Annotated in this window: 19 protein-coding genes and 1 tRNA gene; 14 read left to right on the forward strand and 6 right to left on the reverse strand. The window is 49.5% G+C overall.

Going from position 1 to position 21,016, the window contains the following annotated elements; translation table 11 throughout:
* Positions 1-6 precede the first annotated feature (6 nt).
* The 4 genes from AC1RJL_RS12465 to AC1RJL_RS12480 all read left to right on the forward strand — a co-directional run bounded on the left by AC1RJL_RS12465 (position 7) and on the right by AC1RJL_RS12480 (position 5,716).
* Entirely contained in the window at positions 7-2,178 is a 2,172-nt protein-coding gene (locus AC1RJL_RS12465) for a type IV pilus secretin PilQ (protein WP_492914433.1), read from the forward strand.
* Positions 2,178-2,693 carry a shikimate kinase AroK gene (aroK, locus tag AC1RJL_RS12470; protein WP_492914435.1) on the forward strand — a complete coding sequence of 172 codons (516 nt, stop codon included), beginning with the start codon at positions 2,178-2,180 and terminating at the stop codon, positions 2,691-2,693. Before AC1RJL_RS12465 ends, aroK begins: the two co-directional genes overlap by 1 nt.
* Before the next feature lie 140 nt (positions 2,694-2,833).
* Entirely contained in the window at positions 2,834-3,916 is a 1,083-nt protein-coding gene (aroB, locus tag AC1RJL_RS12475; RefSeq protein ID WP_492914437.1) for a 3-dehydroquinate synthase, read from the forward strand.
* 27 nt (positions 3,917-3,943) lie between these two features.
* A complete protein-coding gene (locus AC1RJL_RS12480; RefSeq protein ID WP_492914439.1) occupies positions 3,944-5,716 on the forward strand; it encodes an AAA family ATPase in 1,773 nt (590 codons plus the stop codon).
* Positions 5,717-5,800: 84 nt separating this feature from the next.
* Here AC1RJL_RS12480 and gcvH read toward each other — a convergent pair whose 3' ends face one another.
* The 6 genes from gcvH to AC1RJL_RS12510 all read right to left on the reverse strand — a co-directional run bounded on the left by gcvH (position 5,801) and on the right by AC1RJL_RS12510 (position 11,496).
* Complete coding sequence (gcvH, locus tag AC1RJL_RS12485; protein WP_492914441.1) at positions 5,801-6,193, reverse strand: glycine cleavage system protein GcvH; 393 nt, start codon at positions 6,191-6,193, stop codon at positions 5,801-5,803.
* A 55-nt stretch (positions 6,194-6,248) separates the two neighbouring features.
* On the reverse strand, positions 6,249-7,337 hold the full coding sequence (gene gcvT, locus AC1RJL_RS12490) for a glycine cleavage system aminomethyltransferase GcvT (RefSeq protein WP_492914443.1): 1,089 nt from the start codon (positions 7,335-7,337) through the stop codon (positions 6,249-6,251).
* A gap of 114 nt (positions 7,338-7,451) precedes the next feature.
* A complete protein-coding gene (locus AC1RJL_RS12495; protein ID WP_492914445.1) occupies positions 7,452-8,018 on the reverse strand; it encodes a YbhB/YbcL family Raf kinase inhibitor-like protein in 567 nt (188 codons plus the stop codon).
* Between the two features lie 58 nt (positions 8,019-8,076).
* Complete coding sequence (locus tag AC1RJL_RS12500) at positions 8,077-9,129, reverse strand: FHA domain-containing protein (protein WP_492914447.1); 1,053 nt, start codon at positions 9,127-9,129, stop codon at positions 8,077-8,079.
* Entirely contained in the window at positions 9,126-10,601 is a 1,476-nt protein-coding gene (locus tag AC1RJL_RS12505; protein ID WP_492914449.1) for a S1 family peptidase, read from the reverse strand. The genes AC1RJL_RS12500 and AC1RJL_RS12505 overlap by 4 nt, the downstream gene beginning before the upstream one ends.
* 169 nt (positions 10,602-10,770) lie before the next feature.
* A complete protein-coding gene (locus AC1RJL_RS12510; RefSeq protein WP_492914451.1) occupies positions 10,771-11,496 on the reverse strand; it encodes a ComFC family protein in 726 nt (241 codons plus the stop codon).
* A gap of 172 nt (positions 11,497-11,668) precedes the next feature.
* Between AC1RJL_RS12510 and bioB the strand changes: the two genes are divergently transcribed.
* From bioB to nusA, 10 genes are all read left to right on the forward strand, one after another.
* Positions 11,669-12,727, forward strand: coding sequence for a biotin synthase BioB (bioB, locus tag AC1RJL_RS12515; RefSeq protein ID WP_492914453.1), 1,059 nt, complete (start codon positions 11,669-11,671; stop codon positions 12,725-12,727).
* 59 nt (positions 12,728-12,786) lie between these two features.
* Positions 12,787-13,968 carry an 8-amino-7-oxononanoate synthase gene (bioF, locus tag AC1RJL_RS12520; RefSeq protein WP_492914455.1) on the forward strand — a complete coding sequence of 394 codons (1,182 nt, stop codon included), beginning with the start codon at positions 12,787-12,789 and terminating at the stop codon, positions 13,966-13,968.
* Positions 13,961-15,499, forward strand: coding sequence for a malonyl-ACP O-methyltransferase BioC (bioC, locus tag AC1RJL_RS12525; protein WP_492914458.1), 1,539 nt, complete (start codon positions 13,961-13,963; stop codon positions 15,497-15,499). Before bioF ends, bioC begins: the two co-directional genes overlap by 8 nt.
* Positions 15,492-16,187 (forward strand): dethiobiotin synthase, encoded by a 696-nt coding sequence (bioD, locus tag AC1RJL_RS12530; RefSeq protein ID WP_492914460.1) that lies wholly within the window; start codon positions 15,492-15,494, stop codon positions 16,185-16,187. Before bioC ends, bioD begins: the two co-directional genes overlap by 8 nt.
* 94 nt (positions 16,188-16,281) lie before the next feature.
* Positions 16,282-16,905 (forward strand): DUF2459 domain-containing protein, encoded by a 624-nt coding sequence (locus AC1RJL_RS12535; RefSeq protein WP_492914461.1) that lies wholly within the window; start codon positions 16,282-16,284, stop codon positions 16,903-16,905.
* 177 nt (positions 16,906-17,082) lie between these two features.
* The gene (locus AC1RJL_RS12540; protein WP_492914463.1) at positions 17,083-17,325 is read left to right on the forward strand and encodes a hypothetical protein; all 243 of its coding nucleotides are present in this window, start codon (positions 17,083-17,085) and stop codon (positions 17,323-17,325) included.
* A 30-nt stretch (positions 17,326-17,355) separates the two neighbouring features.
* Positions 17,356-18,306 (forward strand): putative metalloprotease CJM1_0395 family protein, encoded by a 951-nt coding sequence (locus AC1RJL_RS12545; RefSeq protein ID WP_492914466.1) that lies wholly within the window; start codon positions 17,356-17,358, stop codon positions 18,304-18,306.
* A gap of 197 nt (positions 18,307-18,503) precedes the next feature.
* A tRNA-Met gene (locus tag AC1RJL_RS12550) sits at positions 18,504-18,580 on the forward strand.
* 303 nt (positions 18,581-18,883) lie between these two features.
* Positions 18,884-19,378, forward strand: a complete 495-nt coding sequence (gene rimP / locus AC1RJL_RS12555; protein ID WP_492914468.1) for a ribosome maturation factor RimP — start codon at positions 18,884-18,886, stop codon at positions 19,376-19,378.
* A 115-nt stretch (positions 19,379-19,493) separates the two neighbouring features.
* Positions 19,494-20,975: a transcription termination factor NusA gene (gene nusA / locus AC1RJL_RS12560; protein ID WP_492914469.1), complete on the forward strand. Its 1,482-nt coding sequence runs from the start codon at positions 19,494-19,496 to the stop codon at positions 20,973-20,975.
* The last annotated feature ends 41 nt before the right edge of the window (positions 20,976-21,016 follow it).

The raw sequence follows: 21,016 nt of genomic DNA on the forward strand, positions 1-21,016 counted from the left end.
GCGGACATGCGTGCTCTATTCACTCCGGGGTTGAATATGCGTAAATTTGTTGTGGCATTGATTGGTGTTGTTTTGTCGCCATTGGCTTTAGCCAGCACACTAAAAGAAATAAATTTTTTCCAGTTGCCGGGTGAGCGTTTTGAAGTGCGTATGGCTTTTGATACGCAGCCGCCTGTACCTAAGGGATACACGATAGAAAAACCAGCGCGAATTGTGCTGGATTTTCCCGAGGTGGTGAGTGGGCTGAAAGAACGCCGCTTCCCCTTGGCAGTTGATAATGGTCAAAGTGCAATGGTGTTGACCAGCGAAGGACGCACCCGTCTTATTTTAAATCTTAATGATCTCGCTTCTTATACTACTCGCACGGATGGTAATAGTTTTATTGTTGAGGTTGGTGCTGCAAAAGGCTCGGATAGCCGCCAAACCGCACGTCCTGCTGTTGAAGTTGCTACAAAAACTTCTTTTAGTGATGCTATTGGTAATCAAACGAAAATCACCAATATTGATTTTCGTCGTGGTGCTGCGGGGGAGGGGCGTGTCATCGTGACTTTGTCCAGCCCTAAGGTGAGTGCAGATATGGTAGGCACTGGTGCCGGTGTGAAATTGTCCTTTAAGGATGCATGGTTGCCGCCTGAGTTGCGTCGTCGTTTGGATGTGGTTGATTTTGCTACGCCAGTTTCTTTAGTTAGTGCTACCCAAGAGGGTGAGAGTTCAGTATTAAATGTAAGTGCAGGTGGTGATTTTGATTACCTCGCTTATCAAACCGATAATGAGTATGTGTTGAGTATTAAGCCGCTTACTGAACAGGAAAAGCAGGAAAAGAAAAAAGATTTTGAATACACCGGCGAGAAGTTGTCACTGGACTTCCAGGACATTGAAGTTCGCGCTGTATTGCAAATTATTGCAGACTTTACCGAGTTAAATTTGGTTGCCAGTGATACCGTCCAGGGACGTATCACATTGCGGTTACAAAACGTACCGTGGGATCAGGCATTAGAGATGGTGCTCAAAAATAAAGGATTGGATAAACGCCAGGTAGGTAATGTTTTAATGGTGGCGCCGGCCGCCGAGATTGCTGAGCGTGAGCGTCAGGAAATTACAACCAAGAAGCAGCTCGAAGAACTTGCCCCCTTAAGAACAGAATACATTCGTGTGCGCTATGCCAATGCCAAAGAAATGTTTGAATTGTTCCGTGGTGAGAGTCAAGGTGGTAGCGGCGGTGGTGGTGGTCAGGGTGGAAGCCGGGCTACTGGTAGTGTGCTTTCCGAGCGTGGTCAAGGTGTTGTAGATGAGCGCACCAACTCTATTATTATTACCGATACCGCTGAGCGTATTGAAGCATTTAAACGATTGGTAGATCAGATCGATATTCCCATTCGTCAAGTTATGATTGAAGCGAGGATTGTTATTGCCAACACTGATTTCGAACGGGAGCTGGGTGTTCGTTGGGGCGGCGCCGGTTTTAATGCAAACAATAACCGAATCATTGATTTTGCTGGTTCCCAGGAGGGATTGGATGATAATGATGGAACAAGTCCTTATTCATGGTTTAATCAAGGACCTAATGGCGGTAAGTCGCTTAATATCACTGAAAACAATGCGATAGATTTTGCGGTTAACAATACTAATGCTGCCACGGCGGCGATTGGTGTTCTCACAGACAATACGTACCTTGATTTGGAGTTGAGTGCTTTGGAGACATCCGGTTATGCCGAGATTGTTTCGCAACCAAAAGTAATTACCAGTGATAAACAATTGGCAATTATTAAATCAGGTAAGGAGATTGGCTATCAGGAAACTGCACCTAGCGGTGGAACAACGACAGGTTTCCGTGAGGCTGTTTTGAAATTGGAGGTTACTCCGCAAATCACGCCAGATAATCGCATTATTATGGATTTGATTGTTTGGAAAGACTCTATTGGTCAGGTAACTGTATCTGGAGTACCTACAGTAGATATCACACGCCTGGAAACAAAAGTACTGGTTAATAATGGCCAAACTGTGGTGCTGGGTGGGGTGTTCTCGCTTGAAGGTACTAAAGGCGAAACCAAGGTTCCTGTATTGGGTGATATACCTTATCTTGGTCGTTTGTTTAAGAAAACGATTGATAGTCAATTCAAAACTGAATTGTTGATTTTTGTTACTCCCAAGTTGATGTCGGATACTCTTTCAAACTAATGCGTAAAACCAACGTCTTTCTTGTCGGCCCCATGGGGGCCGGCAAATCCACAATAGGCCGCTTGTTGGCTGCTGAATTAAACCTCAGTTTTCGCGATAGTGATCGTGTCATTGAAGAGCGTACCGGGGCTGATATTCCCTGGATTTTCGATATGGAAGGAGAAGAGGGCTTTCGTGAGCGTGAGACAGCAGTATTGTTGGAACTGACGAATGAACGCGATGCGGTTATTGCCACTGGCGGCGGTATTGTATTGCGTCAGCAAAATCGCGAGTTGATGCAGGCTTCAGGCTTTGTCTGTTATCTTACGGCGTCTATTGACCAGTTGGTTGAGCGTACTGCCCGCGATAAAAAGCGCCCGTTGTTGCAAGTAGAAAATCCGCGCCAAAAAATCATTGATCTGCTTGCCCTGCGCGATCCTCTATATCAGGATGCTGCCGATTTTGTTGTGAATACTGATCGTCGCTCACCTAAAGCTGTGGCTCAAGAGATTGCTTCGCTAGTTCAGGGTGCTTAGGCTCAGATACTTTTGTTTTTTTACCATCTTGTATTAACAAACCGCGTTGTATTCCGAACTCTTCCCCTATCGCTGATATCAGCCCATGCTTTGTGATAAAGTGCGGCTGATTTTGTATGTCTTCGTAAAAGGCTCATTTTATGCAGGTTTTAACCGTTAATCTGGATGACCGCAGCTACCCAATTTATATCGGTGAACAATTATTGTCGCAACCAGAACTACTTGGGCAGCACATTCGCGGGCGACAAGTATGTGTGGTTACCAATGAAACTGTGGCGCCTTTGTATCTTGATAAGCTGCGCAATGTGCTCGGCAAGTATCAGGTAGATAGCGTAATACTGCCTGATGGTGAGAGCTACAAAACCCTGGAAGTATGGGGCAGTATTTTTGATAAATTGCTTGGCGCCCGACATAACCGCACCACGACTTTGATTGCGTTGGGTGGTGGGGTAGTGGGTGATATGACAGGTTTTACTGCTGCGTGTTACCAGCGTGGCGTTGATTTTATCCAGATTCCGACAACCTTATTGTCGATGGTGGATTCATCTGTCGGTGGTAAAACAGGTGTTAACCATCCGCTCGGCAAAAATATGATTGGCGCTTTTTATCAGCCGTTGTGTGTAGTTGCTGATACGTCTTTGTTGACGACTTTACCTCCACGTGAGTTATCCGCCGGTATTGCCGAAATTATTAAATATGGATTAATTTCTGATTACGCTTTCTTTGTCTGGTTGGAAAATAATATGGATGCGCTGCTAGCGGGTGATTTGGAAACGCTTGCCTATGCGGTAAAACGCTCCTGTGAAAATAAGGCAGATGTGGTTGCCAAAGATGAGCGTGAAGGCGGCTTGCGTGCCATCTTGAATTTAGGTCATACCTTTGGCCATGCGATCGAAACTGCGCAAGGATATGGCAACTGGTTGCATGGTGAAGCTGTTGCAGCCGGTATGGTGATGGCAGCAGATTTGTCCTGGCGTCGTGGTGCCATTAGTGAGCAAGAATTGGCGCGCACAATTCATTTGTTGCAACGCGCAAATTTGCCGGTAAAAGCGCCCGCCGATATGACTCCTGCGCAATTTATGGAATTAATGGGTGTCGATAAGAAAGTGTTGGACGGTCGCCTGCGCCTGGTGTTACTTGAGTCGATGGGCAAAGCCATTATTACCAGCGATATCGATGCGCAAATGCTGCAAAGCACTTTCGATGCGTGTAAAGCGAATTAACAAAACAGGATACAAGAGAGTTACATCATGACGAGAGAGCCACCGTTGCGTGCCGAGCCGGACAGCCGCCTGCTCGATCACGGCGATTCACAACAAGGCTATTTGTTTGATGGGCCGGATGATGATCAGGTCGAAGACCAGTTGTTAGCAGATTATCGCCAGCGTTACGGCTTGTCGGAAGATCCTTTCGCGCATGATTATTCTTTTCCATTATTCACCGGTGCAGGCCGCCGACAACTGCTCGACCAATTGCTGCATCTCTGCCAATTCAGCAACAGTGTTATTACCGTGCTGGGTGAGTACGGCGTCGGTAAAACGCGTATCGCGCACGCGTTTATGGATTCGCTTTCTGATCAGGACCAAATTTGTTTTCTGAGTTTGAGTTCCGGCCAGAGCCTTGAGCAAATTTTATTGTCGGTCATTCAATCGTTCGGCATCGACACCAACGGCGAGCCTTCGACCGAAAATTTATTGGCAAGCCTGGAAGCTTTTATCGCAGAAGAGGCTGTGACGGAAGATGATGGTCTCGCGGTTGTGGTGCTGGATAATGCGCAACTGTTAGATGATCAATCGATTTCAGTTATTACCTCGTTGTTAAATAATTTTCCGCAACAAAATCGCCTGCACCTCGCGTTATTTGCCGAGCCGCAATTGATGCCGCGACTGGATCGCTTAAGTCCGGAAAATTTATTGATCAATGATTTCCAACTGCAGCCCTTCGGTTTGTTGGAAACTGTTGATTATTTAAATTTCCGCATGGAAATGGCGGATTATCTCGGGCCTGAAATTTTTACCGAGTCGATGGTTGAACCTTGGTGGCGTCAGACGCGCGGGCAATTAAGTGTATTGCATGAATTGGCCCAAGAGCGTTTACTCGAATCAGTAACCCCCGCTGCACGGTCACATAAGCGTCCCCTGCCGGTTGTGCATATAGTTGCAATTTCTATGTTGATTGCAGTGGTTGGCGTTGTCTTTTTGTATATGGGTGATGATGAAACTGCTGAGCCAGGTAGCCAGTCGTTGGCGACTTCTACATCTGTTCCTGCGTTGGTGCCGCAGCTCGCTGCATCACAACCGGCAGTTGCATCATCTGCACAGCCACCAGCGGCCACATCAGAAAGCAATCCAGAGTTGACCTCGACGCAGACGCCAGTGCGGCCTTTACTGCAATCATTGCCCCAGCCGGTACAGCCGAATCAACAAGCCCAATCTGCTTCACAGGGAGAGCAGCCTGTACAAGCAGCTGCAACCTCAGCGGCAGTTGCAGTGAGCGATGATTTCCCGAAAGAAAAAGTAGTCCCTTTAGCGCAATTGCCAACTGCGCAGCCGCAGAAAGTGGAGCAAGCTCCGGTGGCAGCATCTGATCCTGTAGCACAACCGCAAGCGAATTCAGCACCGCAACCGAGTGCGCAATCACAGGCTTCAGAAGTAAAAGCCGGGCCCAAACCAGAAGCAGTTAAACCAGTCGTAAAACCGCAGGTGGCAACGATAGCGAGTGGCAGTGTGCAGGAGCGTAATATCCTGACGTGGAAGCCGAATGAATTTACGATTCAATTATTGGGTGTTAGCAACGAGAAAGCCGCACGTGATTTTGTTGCAGCGCAGGCCAATAAAAAAGATTTGTTGGTATTCAAAAGCAAGCGCCAGGGCAAAGATTGGTTTGTGGTGATTACTGGGCGTTACGCGAGTTCTGCGCAAGCCCGGCAGGCAATTGCAAATTTGCCAGCTGTCCAGCGCGATGCCGGCCCTTGGCCGCGCGATATAAAAACAATCCAAAACGAAATTCGCTCGGCGATGTAAGCAAACTGGAAAAAATCAGATAATAAAAAACGCGGCATTAGCCGCGTTTTTTATTATTTGTTTTATGGAAATGAACGATAAAAATTATTCGTCGCTTTCCAGCAACTCGCGGTACTCGGCTGCATCGAGTGCTTCTTCAAGCTCCGATAAATCATCAGGTTGAACGCGGAAAAACCAGCCGTCATCGTAAGGTGAGCTGTTTACCGTTTCCGGTGCATCTTGCAGTGCTTCGTTTACTGCGACAACTTCACCGGAAACCAGTGAATAGATATCAGAGGCTGCTTTAACAGATTCCACCACCCCGGCTTCTTCGCCAAGCGCAACGCGGGTGCCAACTTCCGGCGTCTCTACGAAAACAACATCGCCCAGTGCGTCTTGTGCATGGTCAGTAATACCGATGGTGACTGTGCCATCTTCTTCAACACGCGCCCACTCGTGGCTGCTCAAATATTTCAGTTCTTTGCGAATATCGCTCATGGTGTTGTTCCTATGATGGTTCCTGTGAGAATTTTTAACGATTTACTATTGAGATTCAGATAACAGCTTTGCCGTTACGTACAAAATTAGGCGCTACTACTTCGACCGTCACTTGCTTGCCGCGCATTTCCACCTGGCAGTGGCTGCCAATACTGCGGGGTACGCGCGCTAAAGCAATAGAATAGCCCAAGCTGGGAGAAAATGTCCCGCTGGTGATTACGCCTTTTTCATCGCTGCCCTTGATGCTCACAATTTGCTCCGCGCGTAGCACACCGCGCTCGCGCAATACCAATCCCACCAGCTTTTGGGTCGATGCTGCCGCTTTTTGTGCTTCCAAAACGGCGCGACCGATAAAGTCACGCTCAGCAGGTTGCCATGCAATAGTCCAGCCCATATTGGCTGCCAGTGGCGATACACCTTCGTCCATTTCATGGCCGTAAAGGTTCATTCCCGCTTCCAGGCGCAAGGTGTCGCGCGCACCCAAACCGCAAGGAGCGATGCCTGCTTCAGCCAGTGCTTGCCATAATCCAGGCGCGTTCTCGCTGGGCAGCATAATTTCTACACCGTCTTCACCGGTATAGCCGGTACGGCCGATGAATAAGTCACCCGCTGGGAGACCTTGAAAGATTGCCAGGCTGGCGATCACGGCCGCCTGCTCGGTACTAACCAGTGATGAAACTATACGGATCGCCTCAGGACCTTGCACGGCGATCATCGCCAACTCGGGGCGCTCGGTGATAACTACCGAAAATTTTTCCGCAACCTGATTCATCCAGGCGAGGTCTTTTTCGCGCGTGCTGCAATTGACCACTACGCGATACCAGTCGCCCAAGTTATAGACGATCAAGTCGTCAATCACACCACCTTCATGGTTGAGCATGCCGCTGTAGAGGGCTTTGCCGTGCAATAAATCCAGCTTGGCTACATCGTTAGCGAGCAGGTATTGCAGGTAGGCTTTGGCATCGTTGCCAGTCACATCCACCACGGTCATATGGGATACATCAAACATCCCCGCCGACTGGCGCACTTTATGGTGCTCTTCGATTTGCGAGCCATAGTGAAGCGGCATGTCCCAGCCGCCAAAGTCCACGAGTTTACCGCCCATGGCTTGATGGATGGTATAGAGAGCGGTTTTATTGCCCATTGGTTTACCTGCACAGGAGGGTGGGTCGGAAAAAGGGCGCCATTCTAGGCGCGTGGGCGGACACTGTCCAACGAATCGGCGCGGGCGATGGAAATGCCCGCGCATTCGTGGCGATTAGCGCCCGTAGTAAGCGGTAAAGCTGGCTTTATCGAGGCGATTGGCGTTGATCATATAGCCAATCAGCGCGGCAGTCGCATCTGCCGGTACGTCGATTTTGTCGGTCTTGAGCGCGTGCAGGGTAAAAATGTAGCGATGCGGTTTGTCGCCCACTGGCGGGCAGGCGCCGCCAAAACCGGGTACACCAAAATCAGTTCGGCCTTGCAAGCTGCCAGCAGGCAGTTTTTTGCCATCAGTAGTGCCTGCGCCCGCTGTTAATGTAGTGCTGTTGGCGGGCAAATTGTAAACCACCCAATGCCACCAGCCGGAGCCGGTCGGTGCATCCGGATCATACACCGTCAGCGCAAAACTTTTAGTACCGTCGGGAGCATTGCTCCACACCAATTCGGGCGAAATATTTTTGCCGGTACAGCCAAAACCATTAAATACCTGATCGATACCCAAGGTTGCCCCGGGTTTAATGGTAGGGCTGGATAATTGAAAGTCCGCCGCAGTGACGGCACCGCTAAGTGCCAGACCACTGATCAAGCCCAAGGCTAATTTCAAACTGTTTTTTTTGAACATGCATTTGCTCCTTCGGTTTTGTTTCTCTGTATTATCAAACCAATTAATCACGTCGAGGTTAATTGGTTTGCTCTGGTTCCGACTCCGGTTTTGATTTCGGCTCCTGTTCTGGTTTTGATTCAGGTTTGGGTAATTTTTTTACCACTTTTTCGCCATCCTCTTTATCCGGATTTTCTTTGCGCGCTTCATCGACTTTTTTCTGGAGGGATTGCATATCCTCCATAAATTCTTCCAGTGTGTGATCGCGGCTGATGCGTACTGCAGGTGGATAAATATTACCCATATAGAGTTCATCAGCTAAATGATTAGTGGCCTGGTACTTTTTGGTCATGGTAACGGCAGAACCCAAAATCGCCAACGCGACTAAATATATCTTTAAGCGACCGGGGCGTTTATTGCCTGCGGTTTGCATATGGAAATACAACACAATGGCGCAGATCACAATCACCGGCGCGGTGGTGAAGTTCACCAGGAATTCCCAGCTGAAGGCGTAGGCAATCACACCGCTCAGGCGTTCCCACAATTCCATAAAAGTAAGCCCGGCGCTGGCGATAAATAAATGGCGACCAAAACGCGCGTGGCCATTAAACAATCGGCTGAACAGCGCCCAGATTCCGCTCCAGCCGATAGCAAAGCCCAGCACACTCACCAGCTCCAGCAAATATTTACTCAGCGTACCCTGATTTAAATCTGCCACCCATGTGCTTAACAAACCGGTGATTAATAGCAACACTAAACCGGTAATCGCAGGCAGCAAACCTTCCCAGCGATGGTTAGTGTAATCGGTGACTTCGGCGGCAACTTTATAATCCGCCGTGCGAATGCGCAGGCGGGTGTGACCAAGGCGATAAATTTTATCGCCATCGACCACAAAGAAATTGTCGCGGGTATTAGCGTGGGTGATGCCGTTGTAACTGCCTAAATCTGAAATGACCAACTCATCTAATTGGCTCAATTCAATTTGCGCGTGATGCGCTGCCGTATGCGGATCATCCAGAATAATATCGTTGTCATAGGCACGCCCAATTGAAATGGGCAGATGGGTGATCTTGGAGCGATGAATAACTTCGCCATCAGGTGTCAACTGTTCAACAAAAATGGAGTGGCTCATTGTGCGGCCTCCATTTTTTCGCTGTTGTTTTGTTTGGTGCTTTCTTTCGGTGTGATAGGTGGTTTTTCTTCATCGTCATTATCAGGTAATGAGTGGGCCTCGCCATTTATTTCACTGGTTTTTTTCGCGGCGCGATCTATCCCCTGCAAAAATTGGTTAACGAGTTTCATTCCGTTGCTGTATGAAACACCTCGCATATTAATCATGCTTTGCAAGCTCATTTGGCTGTCATCTGTGCTCGCGGTGATCAAGGTGAAATCGTAGAGTCCTTTAAATTTGTGATAAGCCTCGGCGCAGACGAGTGCGCGTAAGGAAATATTATTGTGCGCAATAAAATCCTCGGTACAGTAGGCGGGAGTAATCGTTTCGCTTTTGGCGGTGCTGTATACCTGACTGTTAAACATGTTAGTAGCGAGCTTGGAGAATTGCATCGCGTTGAGTTTTTTATTGTGCGCATATTTGTGATGCATGCTGACATGGCCGGTTTGCAATTCGCCGGAGACAAAAATCGCTGACTCCATTGAGCAATTAATGCTGGCAATGGTATAGGCTTTTTTCACCGAGCTATCGGTATTGCCCCAGCAGCGCACTTGATCCGATTCGCGCACGGGAACGCGATAGGGGCCGAGGTCTTTAATGCTGAACGGCTGCTCCAATAATTTATCTACCATCACCGATTGGTGCTCCAGCAATTGCTCGCCGATGATGGGTTTGAAATCGGTGGGTGGCGTCATGTCCGGGGTAACGCGTGCGAGCAGCGCCTGTACATAGCGCACCGGCACTAAAAAGCTCACCAATTCGCCATCGAGCCGATGCGCGACATTCACACCTGCCACTTGGCCATCAGCGGTTACGTTCGGGCCGCCGCTCATGCCGGCATTCACCGCGCCGGTAAACATCAGTTGATCGGAAAAACCACGTGCGCTGATGCCGTTATAAGTGCCCTCGGAAATGGTGAAGCCCAAATCGAGCGGATTACCAAGCGAATACAAATGCTGGCCTTGATTCAATTTTACCAGTGCCGGCTGCCCGTCGCTGGCGGATGTGTGCGGCACTTGAGATGGCATATGAGGCACTTTAAAAAAGCCGGTGCCAGTGCGGGCTACACGCACTACCGCCAAATCGTGCAGTACATCAACGGCGAGCAATTCGATGGAGCCGCTTTTGCCTTGTGTATCTTTGTATTCACCAAAATAGGTTTCCGACTCCAGCGCAATCTGCGAAATCACATGGAAGTTGGTCACCACCAGATTGGAGTTGCCGATTAAAAATCCCGATCCCACCGACGATTGGCTGTTGCCATTTTTCAGCAGCACACGCAATTGCAGGAGATCCTGCTGCGCAGAGGCATAGAGCTGCTGTGCGGCAGAAGAGGGCAATGGTGGGGTCGGGGTTATTTGTGCCAAGGCTGGCAAGCTCAGGCTGGCGGCCAAGGCGATAGCGCCGGTCAGCAGACGGTAGGGAAATCTCATGAAAATCCTGCGGCTATTAATGGTAGAGGTAAACGGTTGATCATAAGGCTTGATCGTAGAAGGATATTAGCGACTATTTTCCGGCGGAGGTAAAAAGATTTGTATCACTTGCGCCGAATGTTGAGTAATGCGCAGCCCACATTGGATTGCACATCAATCCGGGTAGGTTTTAATGATCCGGTGTACGGGCCAAGGCCCAAATATCCACTCTTTTGGCGCCGTTTTTAAGCAATAGTTCACTCAAGGTGCGGGCGGTCGCGGTGGTGGTGACCACATCATCAATCAGGGCGATATGGGCATTAGCAAGCCGCGATTGCATATGTGCCCTGATTCTGAATGACTGGCGCAGATTTTTTAACCGTTCGGTGCGCCCCAAACCTTTTTGTGAATGGTGATAGCGAGCTTGGCTGCAGGCAGACAACACCGGAATGCCGAGGTTTTTGCCCAGCCAGCTAGCGATCAGGTCGCTCTGGTTAAAACCACGCTGCCAGCGTTTGCGCCAGTGAATGGGAACGGGTACGAGGAAGTCAGGTCGCTCTGCTGTGCGACAGGTGTTGGCTAAGAGCCGCGCAAGCAACTTGCCGCTGCTCAACTGGCGACGGTATTTGAATTGCTGGATTAAAAAGTCGAGCGGATGTGCATAACTAAAGGCAATGCTCGATTGGCTAAACGCGGGCGGTTTATGCAGGCATTTGCCGCACAGTGGAGCATCGCAGGCCAATGGCAGTGAGCAGCAGCGACATAAATGTGGCTCCCGGCTCAGGCGTGGCAGTGCTACATCGCACGTGGGGCAGAGCAGTTGGTAATCGGCGTTTGCCAAGCCGCAGATCAGGCAGGGCGCAGGTAATAGATGATCGAGCGTTCGGGCGGCGAGCAGAGTAGTAAAGCGCAGCATACAAATCCTTTATCGGTGCAGTCCTTGAGGCTCTATTCTCGACAGCCGTGGATATTTTGTCAAAGTAGAGTTGTAAACCGGTAATCGACTTTTTGGTTGACAGCTTTTTTGGCTCGGTTAATATGCGGCTATAGTCCAAAAGTAAGCCCCACAAAATTGATGGAATACCCCTATGAATGCCAGTTTTGCTCCCACGATCAGACATGATTGGACCCGCGCCGAAATCACCGCACTCTTTGCCCTGCCTTTCAGCGACCTGATGTTTCAGGCGCAAAGCGTACATCGCGCCCATTTCAATCCCAATGAAGTGCAAGTCAGCACTCTCTGTTCGATCAAAACCGGCGCCTGCCCGGAAGACTGCGCCTACTGTCCGCAATCAGCCCGTTACGACACTGGCCTTGAGCGCGAAAAACTGATGGCCGTGGAAAAAGTCATCGAAGAAGCCAAAGCCGCCAAAGCCTCTGGTGCCACCCGTTTCTGTATGGGCGCTGCCTGGCGCTCGCCTAAAAATCGCGATATGCCCTACGTGACCACCATGGTACAAGGCGTTAAAGCGCTCGGCCTCGAAACCTGTATGACCCTCGGCATGCTCGATGCAGAGCAAGCACAAGAGCTGGCCGATGCCGGTTTGGATTACTACAACCACAACCTTGATACCTCGCCTGAATACTACGGCGAAATTATCACCACCCGCACTTATCAAGACCGTTTGGCGACCTTGGACAACGTGCGTAAAGCAGGTATGAAAGTGTGCTGCGGCGGTATCGTCGGTATGGGTGAAGAGGAAAGTGATCGCGCTGGTTTGCTGCAGCAATTGGCGAATATGCCAGATCATCCGGAATCAGTACCTATCAACATGCTGGTAAAAGTCGGCGGCACTCCGTTGGAAAACGAAGCGGATCTCGATCCGTTTGATTTCCTTCGCACCATCGCTGTTGCGCGTATCCTGATGCCGCAATCCCATGTGCGTTTATCCGCTGGTCGCGAGCAAATGAACGAGCAAACCCAGGCGATGGCATTCCTGGCGGGTGCCAACTCGATTTTTTACGGCGAAAAATTGTTGACCACACCCAACCCTGAAGCGAACAAAGACATGCAATTGTTCAAAAAGCTCGGCATCAAACCCGAAGCTTACGAAGTGCATGAAGATGAAAGCGAACAGGAGGCGTCGATAGTGCATCAGTTGCAAGAAGCGGCAATGGATTCAATGTTCTATAACGCTGCAAAATAATTTTAGTGATTGTCCATCGGCGGCTTCTGCCACGAAGCCGCCCTGCATGTGCCTCCTTCATGTCTTCTCATCTCGATCAAACTCTTACACTTGCCCTCGCTGAGCGCCGCGCTGCGCATTTGTATCGCACGCGCAAATTATTGCAGTCGCCGCAAACGCCACAGGTCACGGTTGATGGAAAAAACTATCTCGCGTTTTGCAGCAACGATTACTTGGGGTTGGCTAATCACCCTGATGTTATTGCTGCATTGCAACAGTCAGCGGAAAAATTCGGTGTGGGCAGCGGTGCATCGCATTTAGTGGCGGGGCATTCCAGTGAGCACCATGCCCTGGAAGAAGAGCTGGCCGCATTTACCGGTCGCGCGCGCGCGCTATTATTTTCCACCGGTTATATGGCCAATATGGGCGCAATTACGGCACTGGTCGGCCAAGGCGATGCGGTATTTGAAGACCGTTTAAATCACGCGAGTTTATTGGATGCCGGTTTATTAAGCGGTGCACGCTTCCAGCGTTTCTTGCACAATGATTTGGATAACCTGCAAAACCGTTTGGATAAAACCGAAGCGCAGCGAAAATTAATTGTGGTCGATGGTGTGTTCAGTATGGATGGCGATTGCGCGCCGCTGCCTGAACTCGCTTCACTCGCGCAAAAAAATAATGCCTGGTTAATGGTGGATGATGCCCACGGTTTTGGATGTTTGGGAAAAACCGGCGCGGGTTGTGCAGAACACTTTGGCTTAGCGCAAGACCAGCTGCCGATTTTGATGGGTACATTGGGCAAGGCAGCGGGCAGCTTTGGTGCTTTTATCGCGGGCAGTGAAACGCTGATCGAAACACTGATCCAATTTGCACGCCCTTATATTTACACTACTGCTATGCCACCAGCGGTGGCGGCGGCAACGCGCGCGAGTTTGCGTTTAATCCAAACTGAACAATGGCGACGCGAACATCTCAATAAATTAATTGCGCATTTTCGCGCGGGTGCCCAAGCGCTTGATTTGCAATTGATGAATTCGTTTTCGCCAATCCAGCCTATTGTGATTGGTGATGAAGCAAAAACTCTCGCGATTGCTGAGCAACTTGCTGCACGCGGAATTTTAATTATTGCGATTCGACCACCCACAGTTCCCGCTGGCAGTTCGCGTTTGCGCATTACTTTTTCAGCGAAACACAGCATCGCACAAGTGGATCAATTATTAACAGCACTGGCGGAAGTGATGCACGAGGTTGTGCATGACTAATCTGGTGTTAATTCACGGTTGGGGTTGCGATAGCTGTACTTGGCAGCCCTTATTGGAATCCTTGCAAACATTTGCCTCTGTTACCTTGATCGATTTACCTGGTTTTGGCGCAAGCCCGACGTTGCCGGAATTTACGCTCGCTGCGGTGCTCGACAAAATTGCACCGCAAATTCCGCGAGATGCAATCCTTATCGGCTGGTCGCTCGGCGGCATGCTTGCCGTGCAATTGGCGGCGCGATTTCCCCGGCGTATTCGCGCGCTAATCACACTGGCCGCGAATTTGAAATTCGTAACTTCGCCGGATTATCCCACTGCTATGCCGCGCGCAATCAATCGCCAATTCAATCAGGGTTTTGCGCAAGACCCGCAGGCAACATTGAAATTATTCAGTGGCTTGTTGGCACAAGGTGATGCAGATGAGCGCGGGCTGCTAAAGCAATTGCGTCGCGCTGATTCGGGAGTTGTTACCGATAACTGGTTGCAAGCATTGCAGTTATTGACTGAGTTGGATAATCGCAGTGTCTTTGCGCAACTTGGGCAGCCGGGTTTACATCTGCTCGCTGATAAGGATGCGTTGGTTCCGGTCGCTGTTGCAGAGGTTATGCAGCAGATTAATCCGCAACAACAGATTAGGGTATTTGAAAATACTGCTCATGCAATACATTGGAGCAAACCGCAAGCGGTAATCGATTGCATTGCAGGTTTTGTAAATGCACACGCAGGGTCTGTTACGACATTGGATAAGAAAAAGATTGCACAATCTTTTAGCCGTGCGGCAGCGACTTATGATTCTGTCGCGCAATTACAGCGCGATATAGGCGCACAATTATTTTCCGGATTGCCTGCCACTTTATCTGCACAATCAATAATGTTAGACATTGGTTCGGGCACCGGATTTTTCACCCGGCAATTAGCTGCGCACTATCGTGAATCCAATATCATTGGTTTGGATATTGCCGAGGGAATGTTGCGCTATTCATCCATCCGGCAAGACGGCATAAATTGGTTGTGTGCTGATGCAGAATTATTGCCGCTTGCCGATAACAGCGTTGATATTATTTTCTCCAGCCTTGCGATCCAGTGGTGTAATAATTTACCGCAGCTAATGACTGAGCTTACCCGTGTGCTTAAACCGGGCGGTCAATTGCATATCGCAACGCTCGGGCCTGATACCTTGCATGAATTAAAATCGGCTTGGCAGCAAGTAGATAATTACGTGCATGTGAATCGCTTCCAGTCATTGCAAAGTCTTGTTGCTGCGCTCCAGTCTGCGCAACTAATACTTGATGACGTGAAGCAGGAAAATCGCACGCTTTACTATGATCGTTTAAACGAGCTAACCCGCGAGTTAAAAGCACTCGGCGCACATAATATGAATAGCGGCAAGCAGGAAGGTTTGACCGGGCGGGCACGCATGCTCGCATTCAAAACGGCTTATGAAAAATTTCGCGGTTCGCACGGATTGCCTGCAACCTACGATGTTATCTACCTGAAGGCATATAAAGAGGCGGCGCACAAAAAACATGGCTAGAAAAACGTTTTTTATTGCAGGCACTGATACCGACGTTGGTAAAACCCTGGTGGCAGCCGGGCTTTTGGTCTCTGCAAAAAATCATGGTTTAACTACCGCGGCATTAAAGCCGCTTGCGGCAGGTTGTGAAAAAACCGAAGCTGGTTTGCGTAACGCCGATGCGCTGTTATTGCAGTCGGTAATCACGCAGCCGTTGGTGTATGAACAAATAAATCCCATTGCATTGGCGTCGGCCATCGCACCGCATATTGCCGCGCAGCAGGAGAAGCGGGTTTTATCCGCGGATCGGATTGCAGGATTTTGCCGCGGCAGTTTGAATCAGGCAGATTTTACGTTGGTAGAAGGTGCAGGCGGCTGGCGTGTACCCTTAAATCCGCAGGAAACGCTTGCGGATGTCGCAAAAATTTTGCGTTTCCCGGTAATTTTAGTTGTGGGGGTACGCTTGGGTTGTATCAATCATGCACTTTTGACGGTAGAGGCAATTCGAAATGATGGTTTGCAATTAGCAGGTTGGGTCGCTAATTGTATTGATGCGGATATGCCGGTGTTGCAAGAAAATATCCACAGCCTTGCCGCGCGCATACCGGCGCCTTGTTTGGGGGTGGTGCCCTGGTTAAATAATGTGGTGCCTGAGTCGGTTGCTGCTGCGCTGGATTCCGATGTGTTGGCGCAACTTTTTTCCGCGTGATCTTTCAATAATATTGAATCGGTTTATGAATATTCAGTGGCGGCATTTTGTTTTCAGCATGGTGATCTTGTCAGTCTTGGCAGGTTGCACCTCTATGCCGGCAAAACAAAAAATTCCTGTCGCCAACGCTGAGCACACTATTTATTTTATTTACCGCGATTGGCATACGAGTATTTTGCTCGATGCAAAAACGGTAGCGCTCCACAGCCGCCATTTGCAGCAAGAGGCGCAGGGGCAGCGATACATTCGCATCGGCTGGGGGGATGGCAATTATTTCACCGGCAAAAGCAAAACTTTCGGCGCAGCGACCAAGGCGTTGATCGCATCAAGTCATTCAGCGCTGCAAGTCATCACTTACGCCCAACCGCCATTCGCATCAATTCCTGCAAACACCCTGGTGCCAATCGTGATTACAGATAAAGGTATGCGCGAGTTAATTCGCTACCTGGATAAGTCATTTGCGCTGGATGAATCCGGTCAATCTATTCCGCTGCAAGCGTATGTCGTCGATGCGGGGCATTTTTACCGGGCGAGTGGCCACTACAGTGTTTTCAGTAACTGCAATACCTGGAGTGGACGCGCTCTTCAATCGGCCGGATTGCCTGTTCGCAGCAGCCTGCAATTGACTGCCAAAAGTGTTTTCGAACAGGCTGGCTTTATCTCCGATTACCAGAAAAACCTGGGGCTTATCGCGTCCTTTCCTGCCAAAAGTGAATAATGCAGGGTTATATCAAGTCGATTCTTACATCAAACTCATCTTAAAAGCGGCAATTCCAGCGGCAAAACAGCCTGTTTTTTGGCCGTCTCCCGGCGTAAACTATTAATAACTGTGGGAAAGTGTTTTCTTTTTATTCCCATGAATGTATTTATTGAACTCTATTCTGGAGAAAAACTGATGGATGTAGGTTCTGTGGTCAACCAGGGCTTGATTGGTATGCAAAAAAGCCAGTCATCCATGCTGCAGTCGGCACAGCAAATCGCGCAGGCGGGAACTACCCAGCGCGATAATCCGCAAGCGAATGATATTGCTGAGTCACTGGTTAATCTTCGTGCCCAAAGTCAGGTATTTGATAGTTCAGCAAAAGTTGTTAAGTCGGCTGAAGAAACTATCGGCACACTGCTGGATGTTAAGGCCTGACAGGTCTTTGTGATAGCTGAGGTGATTTGATTGATCAGTAATATTCCATCTGGCTTCGCCAATACCGTAGCGCCCTACGCGCCTGTCGGGCGGGCGCCTGTTAGTCAGGAAACCACAGACCTTAAGTCATCCAGCTTCCGACCTACTGAACAGATGGCTGAATCAGGGCGCGGATTGAATCGTCGTTTTCCCGATGAACGCCCTAACGATGAGGTTGAGCGCGACCGGGTTGAGCGCGGTGCGCAAAGTGCTTCGAGTAATGATCCGGCAGTCCGGGAAGCTGCAGCGAAATTGCGCAGTGAGAAAGAGAACCAAGAGGCTGAGCGCGACCAAATCCAGGAATTGTCTGCGCGCGACCGCGAAGTGCGTGCCCACGAACAGGCTCACGCGGCTGTCGCCGGCCAATACGGCAGCAGTCCAACCTATTCTTTTGTGCGTGGTCCTGATGGGGTGAGCTATGCCGTTGGTGGTGAAGTCCAGATTGATACCTCACCTATTCCCGGTGATCCGGAAGCTACCTTGCGTAAGGCGCAACAGTTGCGCCGCGCCGCTAATGCTCCTGCTGAGCCTTCTGGCCAGGACAACAGCGTGGCGGCGCAGGCTGCGCAAATGGAACAGCAGGCGCGCGCAGAGTTGAATGAGCAGAGGGCTATAGAAGCGGAGCAGCGTCAGGAAGGAAATGAAGCTGGCCGGGTTGGCCAACTCCGACAGGCTGATGCGGACCCATCTGTGCAGGATAATCGTCGTGCGCAAGAAAATTCAGAATTGGAAAAGCAACGCTTGGCTGAAGAAGAGGCAAAGCTGCAGGCGGAACAAGAGCGATTTGAAACCGAGCAGCGGTTGTTGGATCAGCGCCAGGCGCGTTCAGAATTATTCAATGAAAGCACCAGGCGCAATATCGATATTAATCGACGTCTGATTGAAATCGGTGTTGTAAATTCTGGCTCGGGCATCGGTAGTTTTCTTAATCGAACCGTTTGAGCCTTAATAAAACTGTCATCAGAGCTGAATATTCTAGGTGTTTCATCCGTTAACGTTGTGTTTTTGAGCGTATCGCTTAATAAGCAAGCCGCCCGATTGTTTATTCGGGATGAATGCAGATTTTCCCTTGACCGGCATAATTTACCTCCCTATAATTCGCGGCCTCACTTGAGCAGTTGGCAAATGTGAGTTTCAGTCGCGGGGTGGAGCAGCTTGGTAGCTCGTCGGGCTCATAACCCGAAGGTCGTAGGTTCAAATCCTGCCCCCGCAACCAAAATTTTGTATTTTGTTGTAGTTTTTGCATCATTAACGTGTAATTTACAACAGAATGCGGGTAGAGATGAGGGATTCCCCGGTTCTCGCCGATGTTAGCAGTAGTGAATTTGCTTCCATCTAAAGCAGATTCAGGTCGAGAAGCCCCTTTTTGGGGCTTTTTTGTATTTGTTTTTTGCGGGCTCTGCCCCCCATCGTACAGGCCAGTGCGATAAATGTAGTAAACGTTCGAATGGGCCTTGTGCCCATTTTTGTTTTTTGGGCTTCTGCTTTTTGCAGGGCTGGATTTAATGCGGATTAAAGCATGGCTTCCAAGCAAGAATTGTTAGAGCAAATGGTCGCTCCTGTTGCCACAGCCCTGGGTTGTGAGTTGTGGGGGTTAGAGTATTTGACGCAAGGGCGCTACACCACTGTGCGCATTTTTATCGATGGCCCCAACGGCGTTTCGCTGGATGATTGCGAACGTGTCAGTCGCCAGGTAAGTAGTGTGTTTGATGTAGAAGATCCAATTGATGGCGAATACACGCTGGAAGTGTCTTCTCCCGGAATGGATCGCCCGCTTTACACAGAGGCGCAATATGCGCGTTATGTTGGCGAAACTATCAGTGTGCGTTTGCGTATTGCTCGCGATGGTCGCCGTCGCTTTAAAGGTATCATCACCAAAGTGGAAAACGGTGATGTGTTTTTGCAAGTGGATAATAAGGAAGTGCAATTGCCGGTTGATATTATCGACAAGGCAAATGTGGAGCCGCGTTACGATGATCTGATGCGCCAACACAATCTCAGTGATAAAGAGTAAATAGCAAAAAAATGAATGAGGCGGTTACCGCAAAAAAATGCGGTAACCGGGATGGAAAACGTAATTATCTGGTGTGTGCATTGCACTGGCTTGAGGAGTTAACAGAGGCAAACCAATGAACAAAGAAATTTTGCTGGTCGCTGATGCGGTATCCAATGAGAAAGGTGTCGATAAAGAATTAATTTTCCAGGCGATTGAAACTGCTCTCGCTACCGCCACCAAAAAACGTTTCGATGAAGATTCAACTATCGACGTTATTATTAATCGCACTACCGGCGATTATGAAACCTTCCGCAGCTGGGAATTGGTTGCCGATGACGTTATGGCGGAATTGGGAACCCAATTGTATTTGGATGAAGCACGCGATAAAGACGCATCATTGACCGTAGGCGACATCTATCGCGAAAAAATTGAAAACGCCGAGTTTGGCCGTATTGCTGCGCAAACTGCCAAACAAGTTATCGTACAAAAAGTACGTGAAGCTGAGCGCGCGCAAATGGTTGATGAGTATCGCGATCGCATGGGTGATCTGATTAGCGGTACCGTGAAAAAAGTAACTCGTGACAGCATTATTGTTGATCTGGGTAATAACGCTGAAGGCGTTTTGCCGCGCGACCAATTGATCGGCCGTGAAATTTTCCGCATGGGTGATCGCATTCGTGCGCTCTTGTTGGAAGTGCGCACTGAAGCGCGCGGGCCGCAATTGTTATTGAGCCGTTCGAATCCGCAAGTATTGGTTGAATTGTTCAAAATTGAAGTGCCGGAAATTGCTGAAGAAGTCATTGAAATTAAAGGCGCTGCACGCGACCCCGGTCTGCGTGCAAAAATCGCCGTGAAAACTAACGATGGTCGTATTGATCCCGTTGGCGCCTGTGTGGGTATGCGCGGTTCGCGCGTACAAGCAGTGTCCAATGAGTTGGGCGGTGAGCGTGTTGATATTGTGTTGTGGGACGATAACCCGGCGCAATTTGTTATCAATGCCATGTCGCCGGCTGAAATTGAATCCATCGTTGTTGATGAAGATGCGGGTTCAATGGATCTTGCTGTTAACGAAGAAAATCTTGCAATGGCAATTGGTCGTGGCGGTCAGAACGTGCGCCTCGCATGCGAACTGACCGGTTGGAATATCAACGTCATGAGCATTGCTGAATGGCAATCCAAGCAGGAAGCGGAATCCGGCAGCTACATCAATATGTTTATGAGTGCGCTGGATGTTGATGAAGATATCGCCGGTGTATTGGTCGAAGAAGGTTTCACCACGCTCGAAGAAGTTGCCTATGTACCGCTGGAAGAAATGCTGGCGATTGATGGCTTCGACGAAGATGTTGCTGAAGAGTTACGTGCGCGTGCCAAAGATGCACTCTTGACGCAGGCCCTGGCAACGGAAGAGCGCATCGAAGGTGTTGCTCCGGCAGAAGACTTGCTGACTATGGAAGGTATGGATGATGCGCTAGCCGCCAATCTTGCGCGTCGTGGCATTGTGACTATGGAAGATTTGGCCGAGCAATCGATTGATGAATTGTTGGATATTGAAGGTGTTGATGCGACTCGTGCCGCCGCACTGATTATGAAAGCGCGCGAGCCCTGGTTTGCCTGAGTGTGAGCCACTCTAGTGAGCGAAACCCTGTAGGCAACGAA

This window comes from Cellvibrio sp. GW822-FHT04B05, from assembly GCF_058800985.1.